15 protein-coding genes are annotated in these 15,046 nt (G+C 70.4%); 4 read left to right on the top strand and 11 right to left on the bottom strand.

What is annotated here, in order from left to right:
- Nucleotides 1-34 precede the first annotated feature (34 nt).
- A complete protein-coding gene (locus tag ACQPWU_RS37520; protein ID WP_433430184.1) occupies nucleotides 35-688 on the top strand; it encodes an MBL fold metallo-hydrolase in 654 nt (217 codons plus the stop codon).
- On the opposite strand, the gene ACQPWU_RS37515 is transcribed toward ACQPWU_RS37520, so the two are convergent.
- Both ACQPWU_RS37515 and ACQPWU_RS37510 read right to left on the bottom strand, forming a co-directional pair.
- A complete protein-coding gene (locus tag ACQPWU_RS37515) occupies nucleotides 685-1,479 on the bottom strand; it encodes a hypothetical protein (protein WP_433430182.1) in 795 nt (264 codons plus the stop codon). The genes ACQPWU_RS37520 and ACQPWU_RS37515 overlap by 4 nt on opposite strands.
- 485 nt (nucleotides 1,480-1,964) lie before the next feature.
- Nucleotides 1,965-2,228, bottom strand: coding sequence for a hypothetical protein (locus ACQPWU_RS37510; RefSeq protein ID WP_433430181.1), 264 nt, complete (start codon nucleotides 2,226-2,228; stop codon nucleotides 1,965-1,967).
- A 7-nt stretch (nucleotides 2,229-2,235) separates the two neighbouring features.
- Between ACQPWU_RS37510 and ACQPWU_RS37505 the strand changes: the two genes are divergently transcribed.
- Together ACQPWU_RS37505 and ACQPWU_RS37500 are read left to right on the top strand one after the other, a co-directional pair.
- On the top strand, nucleotides 2,236-2,460 hold the full coding sequence (locus tag ACQPWU_RS37505; protein ID WP_433430179.1) for a hypothetical protein: 225 nt from the start codon (nucleotides 2,236-2,238) through the stop codon (nucleotides 2,458-2,460).
- Entirely contained in the window at nucleotides 2,441-3,079 is a 639-nt protein-coding gene (locus tag ACQPWU_RS37500) for a hypothetical protein (protein ID WP_433430178.1), read from the top strand. Before ACQPWU_RS37505 ends, ACQPWU_RS37500 begins: the two co-directional genes overlap by 20 nt.
- Before the next feature lie 30 nt (nucleotides 3,080-3,109).
- On the opposite strand, the gene ACQPWU_RS37495 is transcribed toward ACQPWU_RS37500, so the two are convergent.
- From ACQPWU_RS37495 to ACQPWU_RS37480, 4 genes are all read right to left on the bottom strand, one after another.
- Entirely contained in the window at nucleotides 3,110-5,203 is a 2,094-nt protein-coding gene (locus tag ACQPWU_RS37495) for a SpoIIE family protein phosphatase (RefSeq protein WP_433430176.1), read from the bottom strand.
- A gap of 205 nt (nucleotides 5,204-5,408) precedes the next feature.
- Complete coding sequence (locus ACQPWU_RS37490) at nucleotides 5,409-6,044, bottom strand: TetR/AcrR family transcriptional regulator (RefSeq protein ID WP_433430175.1); 636 nt, start codon at nucleotides 6,042-6,044, stop codon at nucleotides 5,409-5,411.
- 78 nt (nucleotides 6,045-6,122) lie between these two features.
- Nucleotides 6,123-7,526 (bottom strand): arabinose isomerase, encoded by a 1,404-nt coding sequence (locus ACQPWU_RS37485; RefSeq protein ID WP_433430173.1) that lies wholly within the window; start codon nucleotides 7,524-7,526, stop codon nucleotides 6,123-6,125.
- Between the two features lie 224 nt (nucleotides 7,527-7,750).
- Nucleotides 7,751-8,557, bottom strand: coding sequence for an alpha/beta hydrolase family protein (locus tag ACQPWU_RS37480; protein ID WP_433430171.1), 807 nt, complete (start codon nucleotides 8,555-8,557; stop codon nucleotides 7,751-7,753).
- Between the two features lie 81 nt (nucleotides 8,558-8,638).
- Between ACQPWU_RS37480 and ACQPWU_RS37475 the strand changes: the two genes are divergently transcribed.
- Nucleotides 8,639-9,220 carry a TetR/AcrR family transcriptional regulator gene (locus ACQPWU_RS37475; RefSeq protein ID WP_433430170.1) on the top strand — a complete coding sequence of 194 codons (582 nt, stop codon included), beginning with the start codon at nucleotides 8,639-8,641 and terminating at the stop codon, nucleotides 9,218-9,220.
- 19 nt (nucleotides 9,221-9,239) lie between these two features.
- Here the strand turns inward: ACQPWU_RS37475 and ACQPWU_RS37470 are convergent, their stop codons facing one another.
- From ACQPWU_RS37470 to ACQPWU_RS37450, 5 genes are all read right to left on the bottom strand, one after another.
- Nucleotides 9,240-10,613 (bottom strand): GH39 family glycosyl hydrolase, encoded by a 1,374-nt coding sequence (locus ACQPWU_RS37470; protein ID WP_433430168.1) that lies wholly within the window; start codon nucleotides 10,611-10,613, stop codon nucleotides 9,240-9,242.
- 98 nt (nucleotides 10,614-10,711) lie between these two features.
- Complete coding sequence (locus ACQPWU_RS37465; RefSeq protein ID WP_433430166.1) at nucleotides 10,712-11,581, bottom strand: NAD(P)H-binding protein; 870 nt, start codon at nucleotides 11,579-11,581, stop codon at nucleotides 10,712-10,714.
- Nucleotides 11,582-11,643: 62 nt separating this feature from the next.
- A complete protein-coding gene (locus ACQPWU_RS37460; RefSeq protein WP_433430164.1) occupies nucleotides 11,644-12,780 on the bottom strand; it encodes a mandelate racemase/muconate lactonizing enzyme family protein in 1,137 nt (378 codons plus the stop codon).
- The gene (locus ACQPWU_RS37455; RefSeq protein ID WP_433445385.1) at nucleotides 12,777-13,664 is read right to left on the bottom strand and encodes a dihydrodipicolinate synthase family protein; all 888 of its coding nucleotides are present in this window, start codon (nucleotides 13,662-13,664) and stop codon (nucleotides 12,777-12,779) included. The genes ACQPWU_RS37460 and ACQPWU_RS37455 overlap by 4 nt, the downstream gene beginning before the upstream one ends.
- 12 nt (nucleotides 13,665-13,676) lie before the next feature.
- On the bottom strand, nucleotides 13,677-14,993 hold the full coding sequence (locus ACQPWU_RS37450; RefSeq protein ID WP_433430162.1) for an MFS transporter: 1,317 nt from the start codon (nucleotides 14,991-14,993) through the stop codon (nucleotides 13,677-13,679).
- Between the last annotated feature and the right edge of the window lie 53 nt (nucleotides 14,994-15,046).

The following is a 15,046-nucleotide window of genomic DNA, read 5'->3' as shown; positions in this document are numbered from 1 at the left end:
CGCGGCGAGTCGTCACAGAGCCAGGAGGTGGGACATGACGGAGCTGCGCTATGACGTGCTGGTTTCCGACGGAGTGCGCCGGCAACAATCCATGCGCTTGCCCGACGGAGGTCCGATCGTATCCTCGCCACTGGCATCCACCCTGATCCTGGGCCAGACGGAGGCTGTGCTGGTCGACCCGCCCTTCACGCGCGAGCAGGTGCACGCGGTCGGCGACTGGATTGAGCAGTGGGGCAAACGGCTGGCCTATATCTACGCCACTCACGGGCACGGCGACCACTGGTTCGGCACCGATCTACTGATGCGAAGATTCCCCGGCGCCGTGCCGTATGCGACCGAGGGCACCATCCGGCTGATGCACAAGCAGACGACCGAAGGGCGCGAGCAAATGTGGGATGTGGACGACGACACCACTGTCCTGCACGTGCCATCGATCGGCCTCGTCGTGGCCGGCGATGTCGCCTACAACGGAGCTCACCAGTACCTGCTGGAAAGCGTCGGCGGCGGAATCAAGAAGTGGCTCACCCGCCCTGACCCGGTCTCGCCATCCCGCCTCGTGCCTGCCACCCGTTCCTGGTGGCGGGCACGAGGTCCGGCCGGTCCGTCAAGATCGCTGAGGCTCTTGCCGGTCTGGGCTCTGGGACGCCGCCGGAGAACTTTGCGAACCACAGCGGCAATGGTGCTCTAGCCGCCGATGGGACCGTAGTTGGCGACCGAGGAGATGCGGTCGTTCCAGCCAATGCGTTCCAGGTCGGGTATGTCGATGCCGGGTGTGCCATACAGTCTGATGCCGCCGTAGTTGATGTGCTCGAAGTAGTACACCAGGCAATTGGTCGCGCCGATCGAGCTGATGGTGTCGTTCCAGTCGGATCCGGGCCAGGAGCCGTGCCTGACCTCGGTCAGGTCAGGCCATCCCTGGTGCGCGCCTAGCCAGAACCAGTCGCCGCCGTAGAAGTGATGCTCGAACATCTGCACCTCGCCGATTGTGGGCGGCCGGGTGGCTCTGCGCATGTGATCACGCGTGCCGGTGCCTATGCCCGTGCTTGACCGGCCGATCGTGGCGGCTGCCCAGACCGCCGCGCGCAGTGGCCGATCGTCGGTGTAGGCGAGGATCCGGTCATCAGAGCCGTCGGCCACGAAGGTCAGTATCTGTCCGTCGAAGCGCGTGATATCTGCCGGGTCGTATTCGACGCCATCGACGATCACGGCTACCTGTGGGGCCCGATGAGACAGCGGTGCCGAAGGCTCGACGGCATTCGGCAGACCGGGCGCGAGAAGACGGAAGGAGTCGAGGGGCTGAGGCTGGGCAGGTGGTGGCACCGCCAGGGCGTGCTGGACCAGGGACTCCAGGGTGGTGATGCCTGCCGCGCGCAGGACGGCCAGGACGTCGTCCTCGTTCAGCCCTCCCACGTTTGCGGAGAACTGCAGGAGCTTCTCGACGCCTCGCCGGGTCTCGACACTGATCTGATCATGCGCCATGCGTGTGTCTCCGTTCGGGACGGTGATGGTCAGGACGCCATCGTGCTCTTGGGGCCCGTGATGAAGAAGTAGCCCAGACGGGACAGGTTGACTACGCTGAGTTACATTCGCTGTCTGTTAGCGCTCACCGGGTCCGAATAGGCGGTGGAGGTGCGCGGCCCTGGGCCGTCACCGTCGCCCAGCGACCTGTCTGCACCAGTTGGGCTGCCTGGTGGGCCTCGAGAGCGTCGCCCTGCTACGCGCCTTCCGGGAGGGCCGCTCGGATCGCGCGTTCGTGGAGGCACGGCTCGCCGGGATCCGCGCCCTGAGCGACACTCCCGCTCTGGCCGACGCGGACGGCAACCAGATGATCGACTCCGAGCAGCCCGTCGTCCATCGCATCCTCGACGGCCTCCCGGCCGGCACGCCGCCTACCTGGCGCAGCTCGGCCACCGCGTCATCGGCGTCGACACCACCGGCCCGCGCCAGCCGGAGGCCGTCGCGCTCTACCTCGCCAGCGGGTACGAGCCCCAGTTCGACGTGCGCGACCGGCCCGCCAGCAAGCCGCCGGCGTTCGTCAAAGCGCTCGCTACCGCAGGCGCGCGGCGCGGCTGAGGCGCGGGACGCTCTCGGAGCTTGCGCGTGTAGGGGTGCTCGGGGGAGCCGAGCGCGTTCGCCGTCGAGCCCTGCTCCACGATCCGGCCGCGTTCGATGACCGCCCTCTTCTGGCACAGCGCGGCCGCCACGCTCAGGTCGTGCGAGACGACCACCACGCGAATGCCGGCGCCGTTCCCCGCCCTGGTTCTGGCCGCGGAGGCCACCGAGCGGGTGCGGCTGCGCGCGTACATGCTGAATGCCGGCTTCTACCGGCCCGCGCTGGCCGCCCGTGACGTCGCCACCACCGACGGGCAGCTCGGGCTCGGCGCCGGGCACGCCACATGGGAGTTCGAGGCCGCCGGTCTCACGTATCTGGCCGCCCCTCATGATCGCCGGACGCGGTGACCGGCTGTTGCGGTTCGCCACTCGGGAGGCCGACATCATCGGCTTCAACGGCGCGAGCGGCTCGCGGCACGAAAGCGGCGGCCTGCCGACCCTCGCCGGCTTCGACGCGATGGCCGAGCGGGTGGCGTTCGTGCGGGCGGAACTGGGGGAGCGGGCCGAAGCGCCGTCCCTCCTGGTGGGCACGGCGCGGCCGACTTCGCCGCACCTCTTGAAGGTCTTCGTTATATCCCCATTCGGGGACTTGAAAGTCCTCGGATGGGGATATAACGTGATCCGCATGTACGCGATAGTCAGGCACTACAGCGCCAGTGAGGCCTCGATCCAGGAGATGGTCGAGCAGGTGGACAAGGAGTTCGCCGACCGCGTCCCCGAGCAGGTGGGCGCGGCCCTCTACACCGCCGTCGAGACCGGCGGCGGGACCGTGATGACGATCACGGTGTTCGGCGACGCGGAGTCGGCCGCAGGTGCGGAGACCGCGGTGGCCGGGGTCCAGAAGAGCCTCGGGGCGCGGTTCGGGGTGCGGGAGACCGCCGTCCAGCGCGGCGAGGTGATGGTGAGCAGGGCCACGCGGGCCATGGTGGAGCCGGTGCGATTCGAGAGGGGCGGCATCCATGGTTGACCTTTGAGCCGGAGCGCTGCTGAGCAGGGCTCACGTGCGGCAGAGGAGCACCGCGATGTCGTCCGTACGCTGCTCGACGGTGGCCCCCTTGAGGAGCGACTCCGCCAGGTCGTACAGGGGCTCGCCGGTCGAGGGTGTGAAGCGCTCGGCCAGTTCGTCGATGGCCGTGCCGATCCCGATTCCCGGCTGCTCGATGAGGCCGTCGGTGTAGAGGGCGAGCACGGCGCCGGGCGGCAGGGGTACCTCCGAGGTGGTGTACTCGGCCGCGGGGTCCACGCCGAGCAGCAGTCCGGGGGAGTAGTCGAGGACCTGGGTGCGCCAGCCGGGCCGGCCGAGCAGCGGCGGCAGGTGGCCCGCGCTGGCCAGGCAGGCGCTGCGCTTGCGCAGGTCCAGGCTGACGTACAGGCAACTGGTGAACCGGTCGGGGGCCAGCTCGCAGAGCAGCCGGTTCGTGTGCGCGAGCACCTCACCGGGTTTCGCCCCGGCGGTGGAGTGGGCGTGGATGGCGGTACGGACCTGGCCCATGAGGGCCGCGGCGGTCATGTCGTGGCCCTGCACGTCGCCGATGACCGCCGCGGCCATGGTGTCGCTCAGGCGGATGAGGTCGTAGAAGTCGCCGCCGATGTCCATCCCCGGCGTGGCGGGCAGGTAACGGGCGGCCAGCTCGAGGCCGTGGACCTCGGGCAGTGTACGCGGCAGCAGGCCCTGCTGCAGGCACTGGGCGAGCTGGTGCTTGACGTCGTAGAGCCGGGCCCGCTCGAAAGCCTGCGCGATCAGTCCGGTGAGCGCGGTGAGCGTGGCCCGCTCGTCGGCGCTGAACTGGTGCGGGCGGTCGAACGCGAGGATGCACGTGCCGATCGGGTGGCCCGAGGTGACCAGCGGCAGGAACGCCCAGGCGGACATGTTGTCCGAGCGGACCGCCTCCGGGTACGCCTGGCGCAGCTCGTCCCAGGTGGAGAAGAACGCCGGCTGACAGGCGTCGAAGGAGTGGTTCGCCGGGTTCGGCACGATCACGGGACGGCCGTCGAACTCCTCGATGGCCTCCTTGCTGTAGCCACGCGAGGCGTCCACGCGCAGCCGGCCACCCTTCGAGGTGAGGATGCACAGGGCCTGGACGTTGTAGAGCGGCATGACATGGTCGGCCACCAGGTCGACCACCTCCTGCGCGGTCACCGCCCGCGAGAGGGTGGTGGCCAGGTGCAGCATCTCGTGCAGTGCGACCGTCCTGGACGACCGCTCGGCGCCGTCCCCGAGGTGGCCGGGTGCGCGGGCGCCCGCGTTCGGCGTGATGCGCACGGTGATCCCCGTCAGGCCGGGGAAGAGGCGGAACGACAGCTGCCGCCCCGCGGGGTTGCGGGCCGTGAAGTGGGTGGCCTGGCGTCCGACGACCGCGGCGCGGTAGCGGTCCACGTACGAGGGGTCGTCCATCCACGGCAGCGCGTCCCACAGACGCCTGCCGAGCAGCCCGGGCGCGGAGCTGAGCAGCAGGTCGGCGGCCGGGGCGGTCAGGAGGGTCACACGCCCCTCCGTGTCCAGCGAGCAGTAGCCATCGGGCAGGCGGTTGAGGCAGTCGAGCGCGACCATGTCGGCCCGTGGGTCGAGGTGTCGCGTCGGGTCGAGCACGCGGGGCCGGGGGCCCGGCTTGATCGGGCGCCCCCGCTCGGCCGCCTCCTGGAGCACGCCGGCCATCCGGGTGCTGACGTCGTCGATGAGGTCGAGCTCGCGCCTGGCGAGCCGGTTCACGCGCCCGCCCGGCCAGAGCAGCAGGAACCCGCCCCAGTCGGTGCCGCCGCCGCGGACGGGGGAGGCGGCCACCGCGAAGTGGTACGGCAGCGACAGGGCCGCCGCCGGGAACATGCGCGCCAGGTCCTCCCTGCCGGCGAGCCACAACAGCCGCCGCTCGCGCACCGCCGTGGCGATCGGCACGGGGTCGCTCGTCCTGATCCTGGCCCACGCCTTGGCGATCAGCCCCGGGAGTCCGACCTGCGCGTCCATCCGCAGGACCTCGCCGTTCTTGTCCATGACGTACGTGGCGCCGATGTGCGCTCCCGTGCTGACGACGGCTTCCACCAGCAGCTCGTCCAGGCGGGACGAACCGATCGGCGAGGCTCCGGGCCCCTGCACTGCTCAGCCCGCCTCACTTGCGCCAAGTGAGCACGACAACCGCCACAAACCTCTCATATCGGGCAGAATACACGCACATATGTAGCAGATTGCTTACGTTGCGCTAGCGTATTGATCTAGGAAAACGGCGCCGAGGAAGATCCCGCTTGACGTAATTGCGAAATGTCCGCCATAAGCCATCCCGCTCCGAGAACCCGGAGCCCGTTCACGGGCCTTGTCTGGGATCGGAGTCGGGCAGCTGCAGGCCGCGGGCGATCAGCTGGTGCATGTGCGCGCGGAAGCGCCGCAGCGTGCGGGGGTCGCCGGCGTGCCGCCGCTGACCCGTCCCGTCCAGCACCCCGCTCATTGCGAACCCGTGGATGCACCAGATCATCGTGTACGTGATGAACTGCCCATCGGCGCCCGCCGGCTTCGCGAGCGTGTCGATGCTGTCGATGGAGCGCTGGGTCAGTGCCTGGGCATTGAGCGGCTCCAGGTCGATGTCGCTGGCATCCGACAGCCAGCGGTGCATCCACAGCGCGGGGATCTCCGGATTCTCGGCGCACAGGTCGATGTACCCGTCGATGAGCCGGTGCAGCGCCTCGGCCCGCCGCTCGGGTGGCGCGGCCCTCAGCTCACCGGCCCTGGCGTCGAGGACGGCCGCCAGAGCCCGGTGCGCCTCTTCCATGACCGTCAGATAGAGCCGCCGCTTGCTGGCGAAATGCGTGCCGACCGCGGCCGCGTCCACACCGGCGGCCTCCGCGATCTGCTCGATGGCGGTCCCGTCGTAGCCGAGCGCGGCGAACAGCCTCGTCGCCGCCCGCAGGATCGCCGCCTGCTCGCCGCCTTCTGGAGAGCCCATGGACGCGACCCTAGAGCGGGAGTGCCGCACAACCCATCACATGGTCGGCAAGCAGGGGTAAAAATAGTGCCCGATGGGTCAGATCTGGATGAACTCCGCTTCCAGCAGGTGGGCGAGGGCCTTCAGCTCGGCGGCGCGGTGTCCGGTGCCGAGCGCCCAGTGGTGGGACATGCCGGTGGCGCTCCAGTCGTCGGTCCACTCGCCGGGATCCCGGCCGAAGTCCACGCGGGACGTCGTGTTCCCGATCTGCAGGTGCGGCCCGTCCACGGTCTCGCCCTCCGAGGCGACCAGGGCGAAGCGGCCGTCACGGCGCTGGATGATGCCGAACGCCGTCACCGGCCCGTGCTTGACGTCGAATTCCACGGAAACGCCCCATCCGCGCTTGCCGTGGTAGACCCCGAGCCCGCGCAGGAGCGGCCTGCGGGCGCTGATGGCCAGGTGGGCGGGCCCGTCGTGGCCCATCTCGACGTGGCCGCGGTGGAAGTCCAGCGCCTGGAGCTCGGTGAACGACCCGCCGGCGCCCATCCGGTCCATGATCAGCATGGCCAGGCTGGTGCGCAGCTCGTACTCGCCGGCTGCCGGGATGCCGCGCGCGGTGAGCAGGGACGAGCCCAGGATCATGCCGGCGCCCAGCCGCTCGTGCGTCTCCCCGTCCAGGCCGCGGTGGTAGTACGCCAGGCTGTCGAGCGAGAAGTCCTCGACCAGCCGGTCGAGGCCGACGGAGACGCGGCAGGCCCACTCCAGGTCGATGTCGTTGACGCTGTCGGCCAGCTCGAAGACCTTCTCGGTCTCCGCCCGCTTGGCGGCGACCTCGGCGTCGGTGACCTTCTCCACGCGTACCCGCAGGTCGTCGAACTCCAGCACCTCGACGTGCCCGCCGAAGTTCGCCGAGACGAGCGTGAGGTCGGTGGAGACGTCCAGCATGCCCGGGTAGAGGTGGCCCATCAGCCCGTGGCGCCCGTGCCGCAGAGCGGCACGGGCGCCGGCCGCCCGCACCCAGCTCGTGATCCGGGCCCAGGCGCGCTCGTCCTCCAGGTAACCCGACACCGAGCGGAACGGGATGCCGCACCGCTGGAAGGCGTTGGCCATCTCGGGCAGCGGGCAGGCGCCGCAGTAGGCCAGCCACTGGCCGGTGTCGAACGTGGCGTGATCCATCGACTCGGTCGGCTGCAGGTTGATCAGCAGCACGGGCGCGCCGCTGCGCTGCGCGATCGGCACGAGCATGGTGGCCGTCATGTACGTGGTGAGGAACCCGACGATGAGGTCGCAGTCGGCGGCCCGCAGCTTCTCAGCCGCCGCCGCGCCCTCCTGGGCGTCGGAGATGAACCCGACGTCCACGATCTCCGCGTCCAGCTCCCGCATCCGTTCGGAGACCCGCGCGGCCGATCGCTGGAGCTGGGGGAGGAGGTCGGGGAACTGCGGCCAGTACGCGCCCAGCCCGCCGGCGACCAGTCCGACACGGGTCTTCGTCTTGCGTGCCACGGTGAAGCCCTCCTGAGGGGTCAAGGGAGGATGGCGGGAAGTTTTCGGACAAAAGTATAGATCTTTTCCGAAACCTCACCATAGGGCGCGCAGCCAGGTCTTCGCCGCACTTCGGCCGATGTCCCCTTTGGGGAGGTGGTGTTGGGAGAGCGAGCCGATAGACCTCCTCCGCACTTCCGTTGGGGTCCCCAGGGACGGGGCCCCTGTCGTGGGGCGGTGCGGGGTCAGGGGCGTAGCGTGCGGTCCAGGAAGTCCACGACCGTACGGGTCAGCTCCAGCCGGTGGTCCGAGAGCGCGTGGTCGGTCTGGAAGAGGTGGTGCTCCAGAAGCGGCACCGGATGTGACTCGAAGGCCCGTACCAGCGGATGATGGTGCGTCTCCGCCGGCGTGATGGGGTCGCGCCCGGTGCCGATGAGCAGCACAGGGCGGTCGGCCAGGCGTGGGGCGAGCGAGGCCAGGCTCCACTCCTGGCCGTTGGCCTCCATCTCGGCCACCAGCGCCGCACCGCTGGTGTCGCGCAGCGGCAGCAGCTCGCCCTCGAAGTCCCGCACGTACGCCGCCCGCACCGCCGGATCCGCGAGGCAGGCGGCGGCGGCCACACCCGCGTCGAAGGCCGCCACCGAGGCGACCGCGCGGACCGCCGGATCGGCGGCGGCCGTCATCAAAGCCGCGAACCCGCCCATGCTGTGCCCCACCACGCCCAGCCGCTCCGGATCCAGCCGGGAGTCCCGGCGTACCGCCTCCACCACGCGGGCCGCGTCCTCCAGGAGGTGCTGCCACGAGTAGGAGCCGCCCACGCCCCACGAGCCCCGATAGTGGAACACGAGCGCCCCGTAGCCCGCCCGCCGCAGCGCCTGGGCCAGGTCGAAGTTGCGCTCGTTCCCCGGAAATCCGTGCAGGAGCACCGCGATCGGATGGGGCCCTGGACCGGCCGGGAGGTGCAGGACGCCGAGCAGCCGTTCGCCGCCGCTGTCGAACGTCACCGCCGGCGTGCTGGCAGGTGGCGTGAGAGTGCTGGAGGCGTTGGCCACGCGAGTCTCCGTCCGTCGTCGAACTGACCGGTTCGATGAGGAACTTAGCAGAGAGTTGGGACCGTCCGGTACCATCTGCGCATGCCCGTACCCAAAGGCACCTCGCTCGACCCCGCCCAGACCCGGGCCACGATCCTGCGCGCCGCCACGACCCTGCTGTACGAGCGGGGGCTCGACGGCGTCGGGGTGGCGGAGCTGTGCACGAGCGTCGGCGCGTCCAAGGAGACCCTCTACCGGCACTTCGGCTCGAAGGACGGGCTCGTCCAGGCCGTGCTCGAGACCCGCAGCGACCACGTCGTGCGCTGGCTGCGGGAGGCGGCGGCCGGCGCGGGCGACGACCCCGCCGACCAGCTCGCCGCGGTCTTCGACGCGCTCGGGAGCTGGTACGCCGAGCCCGCCTTCCGCGGTTGCGCGATCGTCAACGCCTCCACCCAGTGGCACGACGGCCCTCCGCGGACCGTCGCCGCCCGGCACCTCGATCGCCACCTCGACCTGCTGACCGGCATCGCCCGCCGGGCCGGCGCCCGCGATCCGGAGGCCCTGGGCAGGCAGCTGCTCATGCTGGTTGAGGGCGCCACCGTGCTCGCCGACCACCGCGGAGAGGGCGAGGCCGCCGAGCTGGCCAAACAGGCGGCCCTCGCCCTGTTGCGGCAGGCCCTTTAGACGGCCGGGGCCCCGTCCCTCAGCGGCCGGTCCACTTGATCTCGTACGGCTTGAGCGCGTACTGCTTGCCGTCCACGGTCGTGGTGACCTGGGCGTCGGCGGTGTTGACCAGCAGCAGCTGCTGGGGCTGCGCCAGCACCCTGACCTTGGCGTCCGACGAGGTGACCTGCTCCAGCTCGGCGTCGGCGGGGAACCACTTGACGAAGTTCGCCAGCAGCCGGCCGGTCGCCGTCTCCGCGCCGCTCCGCGGGTCCCACAGGCACGCCGGGCAGTCTTTGTCCTTGCTCTGCGGGTTCCAGTACAGCGCCGTGGCGGCGCCGCTCCGCGCGAACTCGATCATCGAGGCGGCCTGCACGGCGAGCCGCTTGGGCTCCGGCCACGTGGTGCCGTCCTCGGGCACGAAGTACCACTCCGACCACCAGACCGGCAGGTCGCCGACCTTGTCGCGCAGCCACTTGGTGACCGCGCCGAACTTCTCCAGCGCCCCGAACTCGTCGGGCAGCAGCTCGTGGGCGTCGGTGGGCGAGGCGCCGTCGACCACGACGAAGTCGGCGCCCTTCTTGTGCTTGAACCAGTAGTCGAAGGCGTCCAGGGAGTTCTGGTTGACGACCCCCCACTCGCCGCGCAGCTCGGAGTCGCCGTCCCTGTTGCTGTCGAAGCCGACGTAAGGGCCGCCGATCTTGGCGTCGGGCCGGGCCTGCTTCACCGCGGCGTACACCTTGTTGTACAGCTCGGTGTAGCCCTTGTAGTCCGCGGGCTTGGCGTGGTCCCTCCAGAAGCCCTTCAGCTCATTCCAGACCATGAAGTACTTGACGTCCGTGTACCTCGAGGCCACGGCCGCCGCCAGCTTGGCGAAGTCGTCGAAGTGCTCGGGGTAGGGGGCGTCCTCCAGGTGCTCTCCCCACGCCGAGTCCTCGGTGGGGCCTTGGGGGCCGCCCTTCATCCAGTCGGGGGCGCAGCAGAGCGTGATGACGGGGACGGCGCCGGACTCCTTCATGAGGTTCAGCCGGCTGTCGAGGTCCTCCCAGTAGTACTGCCCCGGATATGGCTCGGGGTTGAGCGCGCCGAAGCCCATGATGTGCTGGTTCTGCAGCATCGGGGTCTGCGACAGCCGCCCGGAGACGTCCTGCTCGAAGTCCGGGTTGATGTTGTTGGCGCTGACGCCCGTGTGGGTGAAGCCCCAGCGCGGCCAGCCCTCGTCCACCTGCGGCCGCTTCGCCGGCGCCGGCTGGGACTCGGCGGGGGGCTGCTGCTGCTCCTGCTGGGCTCCAGTGGTCCCCCGCTCCGCCCGGTCGGCGAAGGAGCAGCCCGTCACGGCCAGCGCAACGGCCGCCGATAACGCGGCCGCCCGGCCGAGCCGCCCCCAGATCCATCGCCCGCTAGTCGATGCCACCCGAATCTCACCCGATCCTCGCCACCCGTCATGCCGCCTGTAGCGTTCCACGGGTGGCGCGAAAGGGGCACATCGCGAGCGGGGTTCACAGCTAATCGTTATCGTTCGGCCCGTGCGAAGAGCCCGGCGTGGTCCGCCGCCCACTCCGCGAACGTCCGCGCGGGGCGACCGAGGATCTTCGCCACCTCCTCGGTCACGGGCTCGGGGACGTTCCTGATGTACCTGGCCAGCAGGCCCCGCACGAACGTCTCGGGCATCCCGTTCCTGACCATGCCCTGCTCGAGTACCTCCGGCGGGACCTCCTGGAAGCGCAGCGGCCGGCCGATCGCCTCGCCGATGACCGTCACCATCTCCTCGTGGGAAAGCGACTGCGGGCCTGTCAGCTCCACCTTCCGCCCTGCCAGGTCGTCGGTGAGCAGCGCGTGAGCCGCCACCTCCACCAGGTCCCGATCGTCAAGCGGCGACTCCCGGAACGACGCGGCCACGTACCGGACCGTGTCGCCCATGCGGATCTGCGGAGCCCATGCCTGGACCGAGTTGGAGGCGAAGGGGCCGGCCCGCAGGCTGGTCCAGCTCAGGCCGCTGGCGATGGCGGCCGCCTCGGACTCCTTGTTCCTGTCGCCGCGGTAGCGGGAGGGCTGCTCGTCGAGCGGGTCGTCGACGTTGGTCGCCGACAGGGCGACCACTCGCGTGGCGCCGCCTTCCTCGGCGAGGGCGAGCAGCTCGTCCGCGGACTCGCCGATGACGCGCGAGTGCAGGAAGACGGCGGTGACGCCGTCCAGGTGGCGGGCGAGCGTGCCCGGCCTGGACGGGTCCCCTTCGACGACCTGCACTCCCGCGGGGAGCCCGGCGTCGTGCGGAGCGCGGCTGACGGCGCGGACCGCGGCGCCCTCCGCGACGAGCAGCTCGACCAGTGGGCGCCCGAGGGCGCCGGTCGCTCCGGTCACCAGAATCGTGTTCTCTGTCATGCCTTCTGAGAGCGGGACCGGTGACCGGAGTGTGACAGGTGCCGGCGAATGTGACGCACGCCTCAGACGTACCCGGTCGAGCCGTCGGGGCGGATGGGGAGGACCCGCTCCCAATGCACGTAGTCGTCTGTGCGCAGGGCCGACTCGTCGATCTCCACACCCCAGCCGGGCCGGTCGGGCCGCAGCTCCAGGTAGCCGTCCACCGGCACGTACGGGTCCGGGCACCACGTCGTCTCGTCCGGTTTGTACTCCAGCAGCTTCAGCCCGTGATGAGAGGCCGCGAAGTGCACGTTCACCGCCGTCGCCAGCGGCCCCATCGGGTTGTGCGGGGCCACGCTCGCGTAGTGCGCCTCCGCGATGGTGGCGATCCTCCGCATCTGGGACAGCCCGCCGACCACGCACACGTCCGGCTGGACGATGTCCGCCCCGCCGGCCGTCAGCAGGGCCAGGAAGTCCTGCGGCAGGAACAGCGACTCCCCGGTGGCGAGCGGGACGTCGAGCTGGGACCGCAGGTGGCCCCACGCCGGGATGTACTCGGGCCTGATCGGCTCCTCGAACCAGAGCGGGTCGTACGGCGCCAGCGCGTTGCCGAGCTGGACCGCCTGGCGCGGCTCGAAGATGCGGGCGTGCGCCTCGAAGGCGAACTCCCACTCCGGCGGGCTGATCGAGCGGATCTCGGCGAAGTAGTCGGCCGCCTCCTTGCACACGTTGCCCCACCGGCCGGCGTACAGGTCGCGCCGGTACGGGCTCAGCTTGAAGGCGGTGAAGCCGTACCTGTCGTTCATCTCCTGGGTGAGGTCGCGGCAGGCGGGCGGGTCGGGCGCGGTGTAGACGCCGCAGTAGACGGGGACGCGGTCGCGGACGTTGCCGCCGAGCAGCATGTAGACGGGCAGGCCCGCCGCCTTGCCGGAGATGTCCCACAACGCCTGGTCGATGGCCGAGATGGCCGCCAGGCCGATCGCGCCCGGAGGGAAGCGGGCCTCCTGGAGCAGCCGGCGCACCACGTACTCGACCCGCCGCGGATCCACGCCCTCGATCTGCCGGAACATGTACTCCAGCACCGGCGGCAGCGCGTAGTCAGGCCCGTGGTTGTAGGCCTCGCCCCAGCCGGACAGGCCCTCGTCGGTCTCGATCTTCACGAGCAGCCGCGGCCGGTTCCCGACACGCTGCATGTACGTCCGCAACGCGGTGATCTTCATACTGCTCCCTCCTGCCAGGAGGCCAGGATCGTGGCCACCTCCTCGCGTACGGCGTCGGGCAGCGCCCGGCTCGGCGGCCGGACGTCGCGGCGGCAGAGCCCGAGCTGGGCGAGCGCCTCCTTGACGACCGACACGTTGTCGGCCGAGGCGTCCGCTCCGCGCAACTCCTCGAACCGCCTGATCAGCTCCCACACCTCCATAGCCGCCGGATAGTCGCCCGCGCGCAGCGCGTCGCGCATCCGCAGCGTCAGCGAGGGGGCCGCGGTGACCAGGCCCGAGGTGAAGCCGCGCGCCCCGACCGCCCAGTACGCCGGTGTGTACGGCTCAGCCAGCCCGCACAGCCAGGCGAACCGGTCGAGCCCGGCGTCCCTGGCGACCGAGGCGAAGCGTACCGGGTCGGGTACGGCGTACTTGACCCCGACCACGTTCGGGCACTCCTCGCCCAGCCGCCGGACCTCGGCCCCGGTGACGCGCGGGCTGCGGATGTAGGGGACGACGCCCAGTTCGGGCACTGCGTCCGCGATCGCGCGGTGGTAGCCCACCCAGCCCTCGCCCGACACGTACGGGTGCACGGGCTGGTGCACCATCACCATGCGCACGCCCAGGTCACGGGCGTGCCGCGCGGACTCCACGGCCGAGGCCGTGTCCAGCCCGACGCCCGCCAGCACCGTGGCGTCGTCACCGGCGGCGGCCACCGTGGACTCCAGCATCTGCCGCCGCTCGGCCGGGCTGAGCGCGTAGAACTCGCCGGTGTTGCCGTTCGGCGTGATCACGTTGACGCCCGCGTCGACCAGCCTGCGTACGAGCTTGGCGTTCGCGTCGAGATCCACGGCGCCGCCCGCGTCGAAGGGCGTCACCGTGACGGCCACGACGTCATTCAGCACAGTACGCAAGAATCAACCTCTGCTTTCGTTGAGCGGGCGGATCTTCACCGCGAACCCGTAGATGAGCGTGCCCAGGACGGCCATAGCCCCGGCGAAGAGCATCGGCCCGGTGTAGGAGTTTCCGCTCAAGGTCAGGAAGAACCCGATGAGGATCGGGCTGATGATGTTGCCGATCTGCGAGCCGAAGTTCTGGAAGCCCGCCACCGAGCCGACCACCGACGGCGACGGGGCCACTTCGGCCGGCAGGCTGAGGATGGCGGCGCCGGCGAAGGAGTGGGCGCAGTTGCTGACCGACAGCAGGATCATGACGGCCACGTTGCCGTCCACGAACGTCGTCAGCGCGATCGTGGAGGCCAGCAGCATGCCGGTGATGATGGGGATCTTGCGGGCGCGGGAGATGGGGATGCCGCGGCGGACCAGCCAGTCGGAGAACGCGCCGCCTGCGATCGTGGCGAACACCGCGAGCAGGGCCGGGATCGAGCCGAACACGCCCAGCTCCAGGATCGTGAAGCCGCGGTCCTCCACGAGGTAGCTCGGGTACCAGGTCAGGAAGAACGCGCCGGTGGCCGAGCGGCAGATGTAGCCGAGCACCAGCCCCCACACCGTGGGGTAGCGCAGCAGCCTCACCCAGCGCATCTTCGGCCCGGTCTCGGGCACGGCCGCGTCGCCGCCCTCGATGTAGTCGAGCTCGGCCTGGGAGATGCGCGGGTGCTCCCGCGGCGAACGGTAGATCATCCGCCAGCCGATCACCCAGAACAGGCCGAGCACGCCGATCACCACGAACGACGCCCGCCAGCCGAAGGCCGCGATCAGCGCGGTCACCACCGGCACCGACAGGGCCACGCCGACCTGCTGCCCGGTGTCGAACAGGCTGGAGGCCAGCGCCCGCTCCTTGCGCGGGAACCAGGTGGCGACGACCTTGATATTGGCCGGCTGCACGGGCGCCTCGCCTATGCCGAGGCCGAGCCGGGTGATGAGCAGTGTGCCGAAGCCGTGGGCCAGGGCGGTGGCCGCGGTCCAGACCGACCACCACACGACGGCGATCGGGTAGATGACGCGCGGGCCGAACCGGTCGAGCAACCAGCCGGAGGGCAGCTGGAAGATCGCGTAGCTCCAGAAGAACGAGGAGAGCAGGATCCCCTTCGTGGTCTGGTCGAATCCCAGCTCCTGCTGCATGTAGGTGCTGGCGACGCTGAGGCTGGACCGGTCGAGGTACGCGATCGCGAGCCCGAGGCCCGAGAGCGTGATGATCGTCCAGCGAAGTCGGGACCGCGCGCGACGGGGTGTCGCGGGCGCGGCCGGGGTTGGTATGGCGGAGTTAGACTGCATTCGAGCTCCATGCTGCAGGACAGTGCAGTGGCCACGCGGGACCGCCGGATCGT

The organism is Nonomuraea sp. CA-141351 (genome assembly GCF_050944675.1).
GTDB lineage: Bacteria > Actinomycetota > Actinomycetes > Streptosporangiales > Streptosporangiaceae > Nonomuraea.
This window is presented reverse-complemented; position numbering and strand designations above follow the sequence as displayed.

Excerpts from the sequence above, each read along its gene's own strand:
- ACQPWU_RS37490 (WP_433430175.1), bottom strand. The coding sequence starts at position 6,044 with ATGGGCTCTCCAGAAGGCGGCGAGCAGGCGGCGATCCTGCGGGCGGCG.
- ACQPWU_RS37465 (WP_433430166.1), bottom strand. The coding sequence starts at position 11,581 with ATGACAGAGAACACGATTCTGGTGACCGGAGCGACCGGCGCCCTCGGG.
- ACQPWU_RS37460 (WP_433430164.1), bottom strand. The coding sequence starts at position 12,780 with ATGAAGATCACCGCGTTGCGGACGTACATGCAGCGTGTCGGGAACCGG.
- ACQPWU_RS37450 (WP_433430162.1), bottom strand. The coding sequence starts at position 14,993 with ATGCAGTCTAACTCCGCCATACCAACCCCGGCCGCGCCCGCGACACCC.
- ACQPWU_RS37520 (WP_433430184.1), top strand. The coding sequence starts at position 35 with ATGACGGAGCTGCGCTATGACGTGCTGGTTTCCGACGGAGTGCGCCGG.
- ACQPWU_RS37500 (WP_433430178.1), top strand. The coding sequence starts at position 2,441 with ATGATCGCCGGACGCGGTGACCGGCTGTTGCGGTTCGCCACTCGGGAG.
- ACQPWU_RS37515 (WP_433430182.1), bottom strand. The coding sequence starts at position 1,479 with ATGGCGCATGATCAGATCAGTGTCGAGACCCGGCGAGGCGTCGAGAAG.
- ACQPWU_RS37505 (WP_433430179.1), top strand. The coding sequence starts at position 2,236 with ATGCCGGCGCCGTTCCCCGCCCTGGTTCTGGCCGCGGAGGCCACCGAG.
- ACQPWU_RS37475 (WP_433430170.1), top strand. The coding sequence starts at position 8,639 with ATGCCCGTACCCAAAGGCACCTCGCTCGACCCCGCCCAGACCCGGGCC.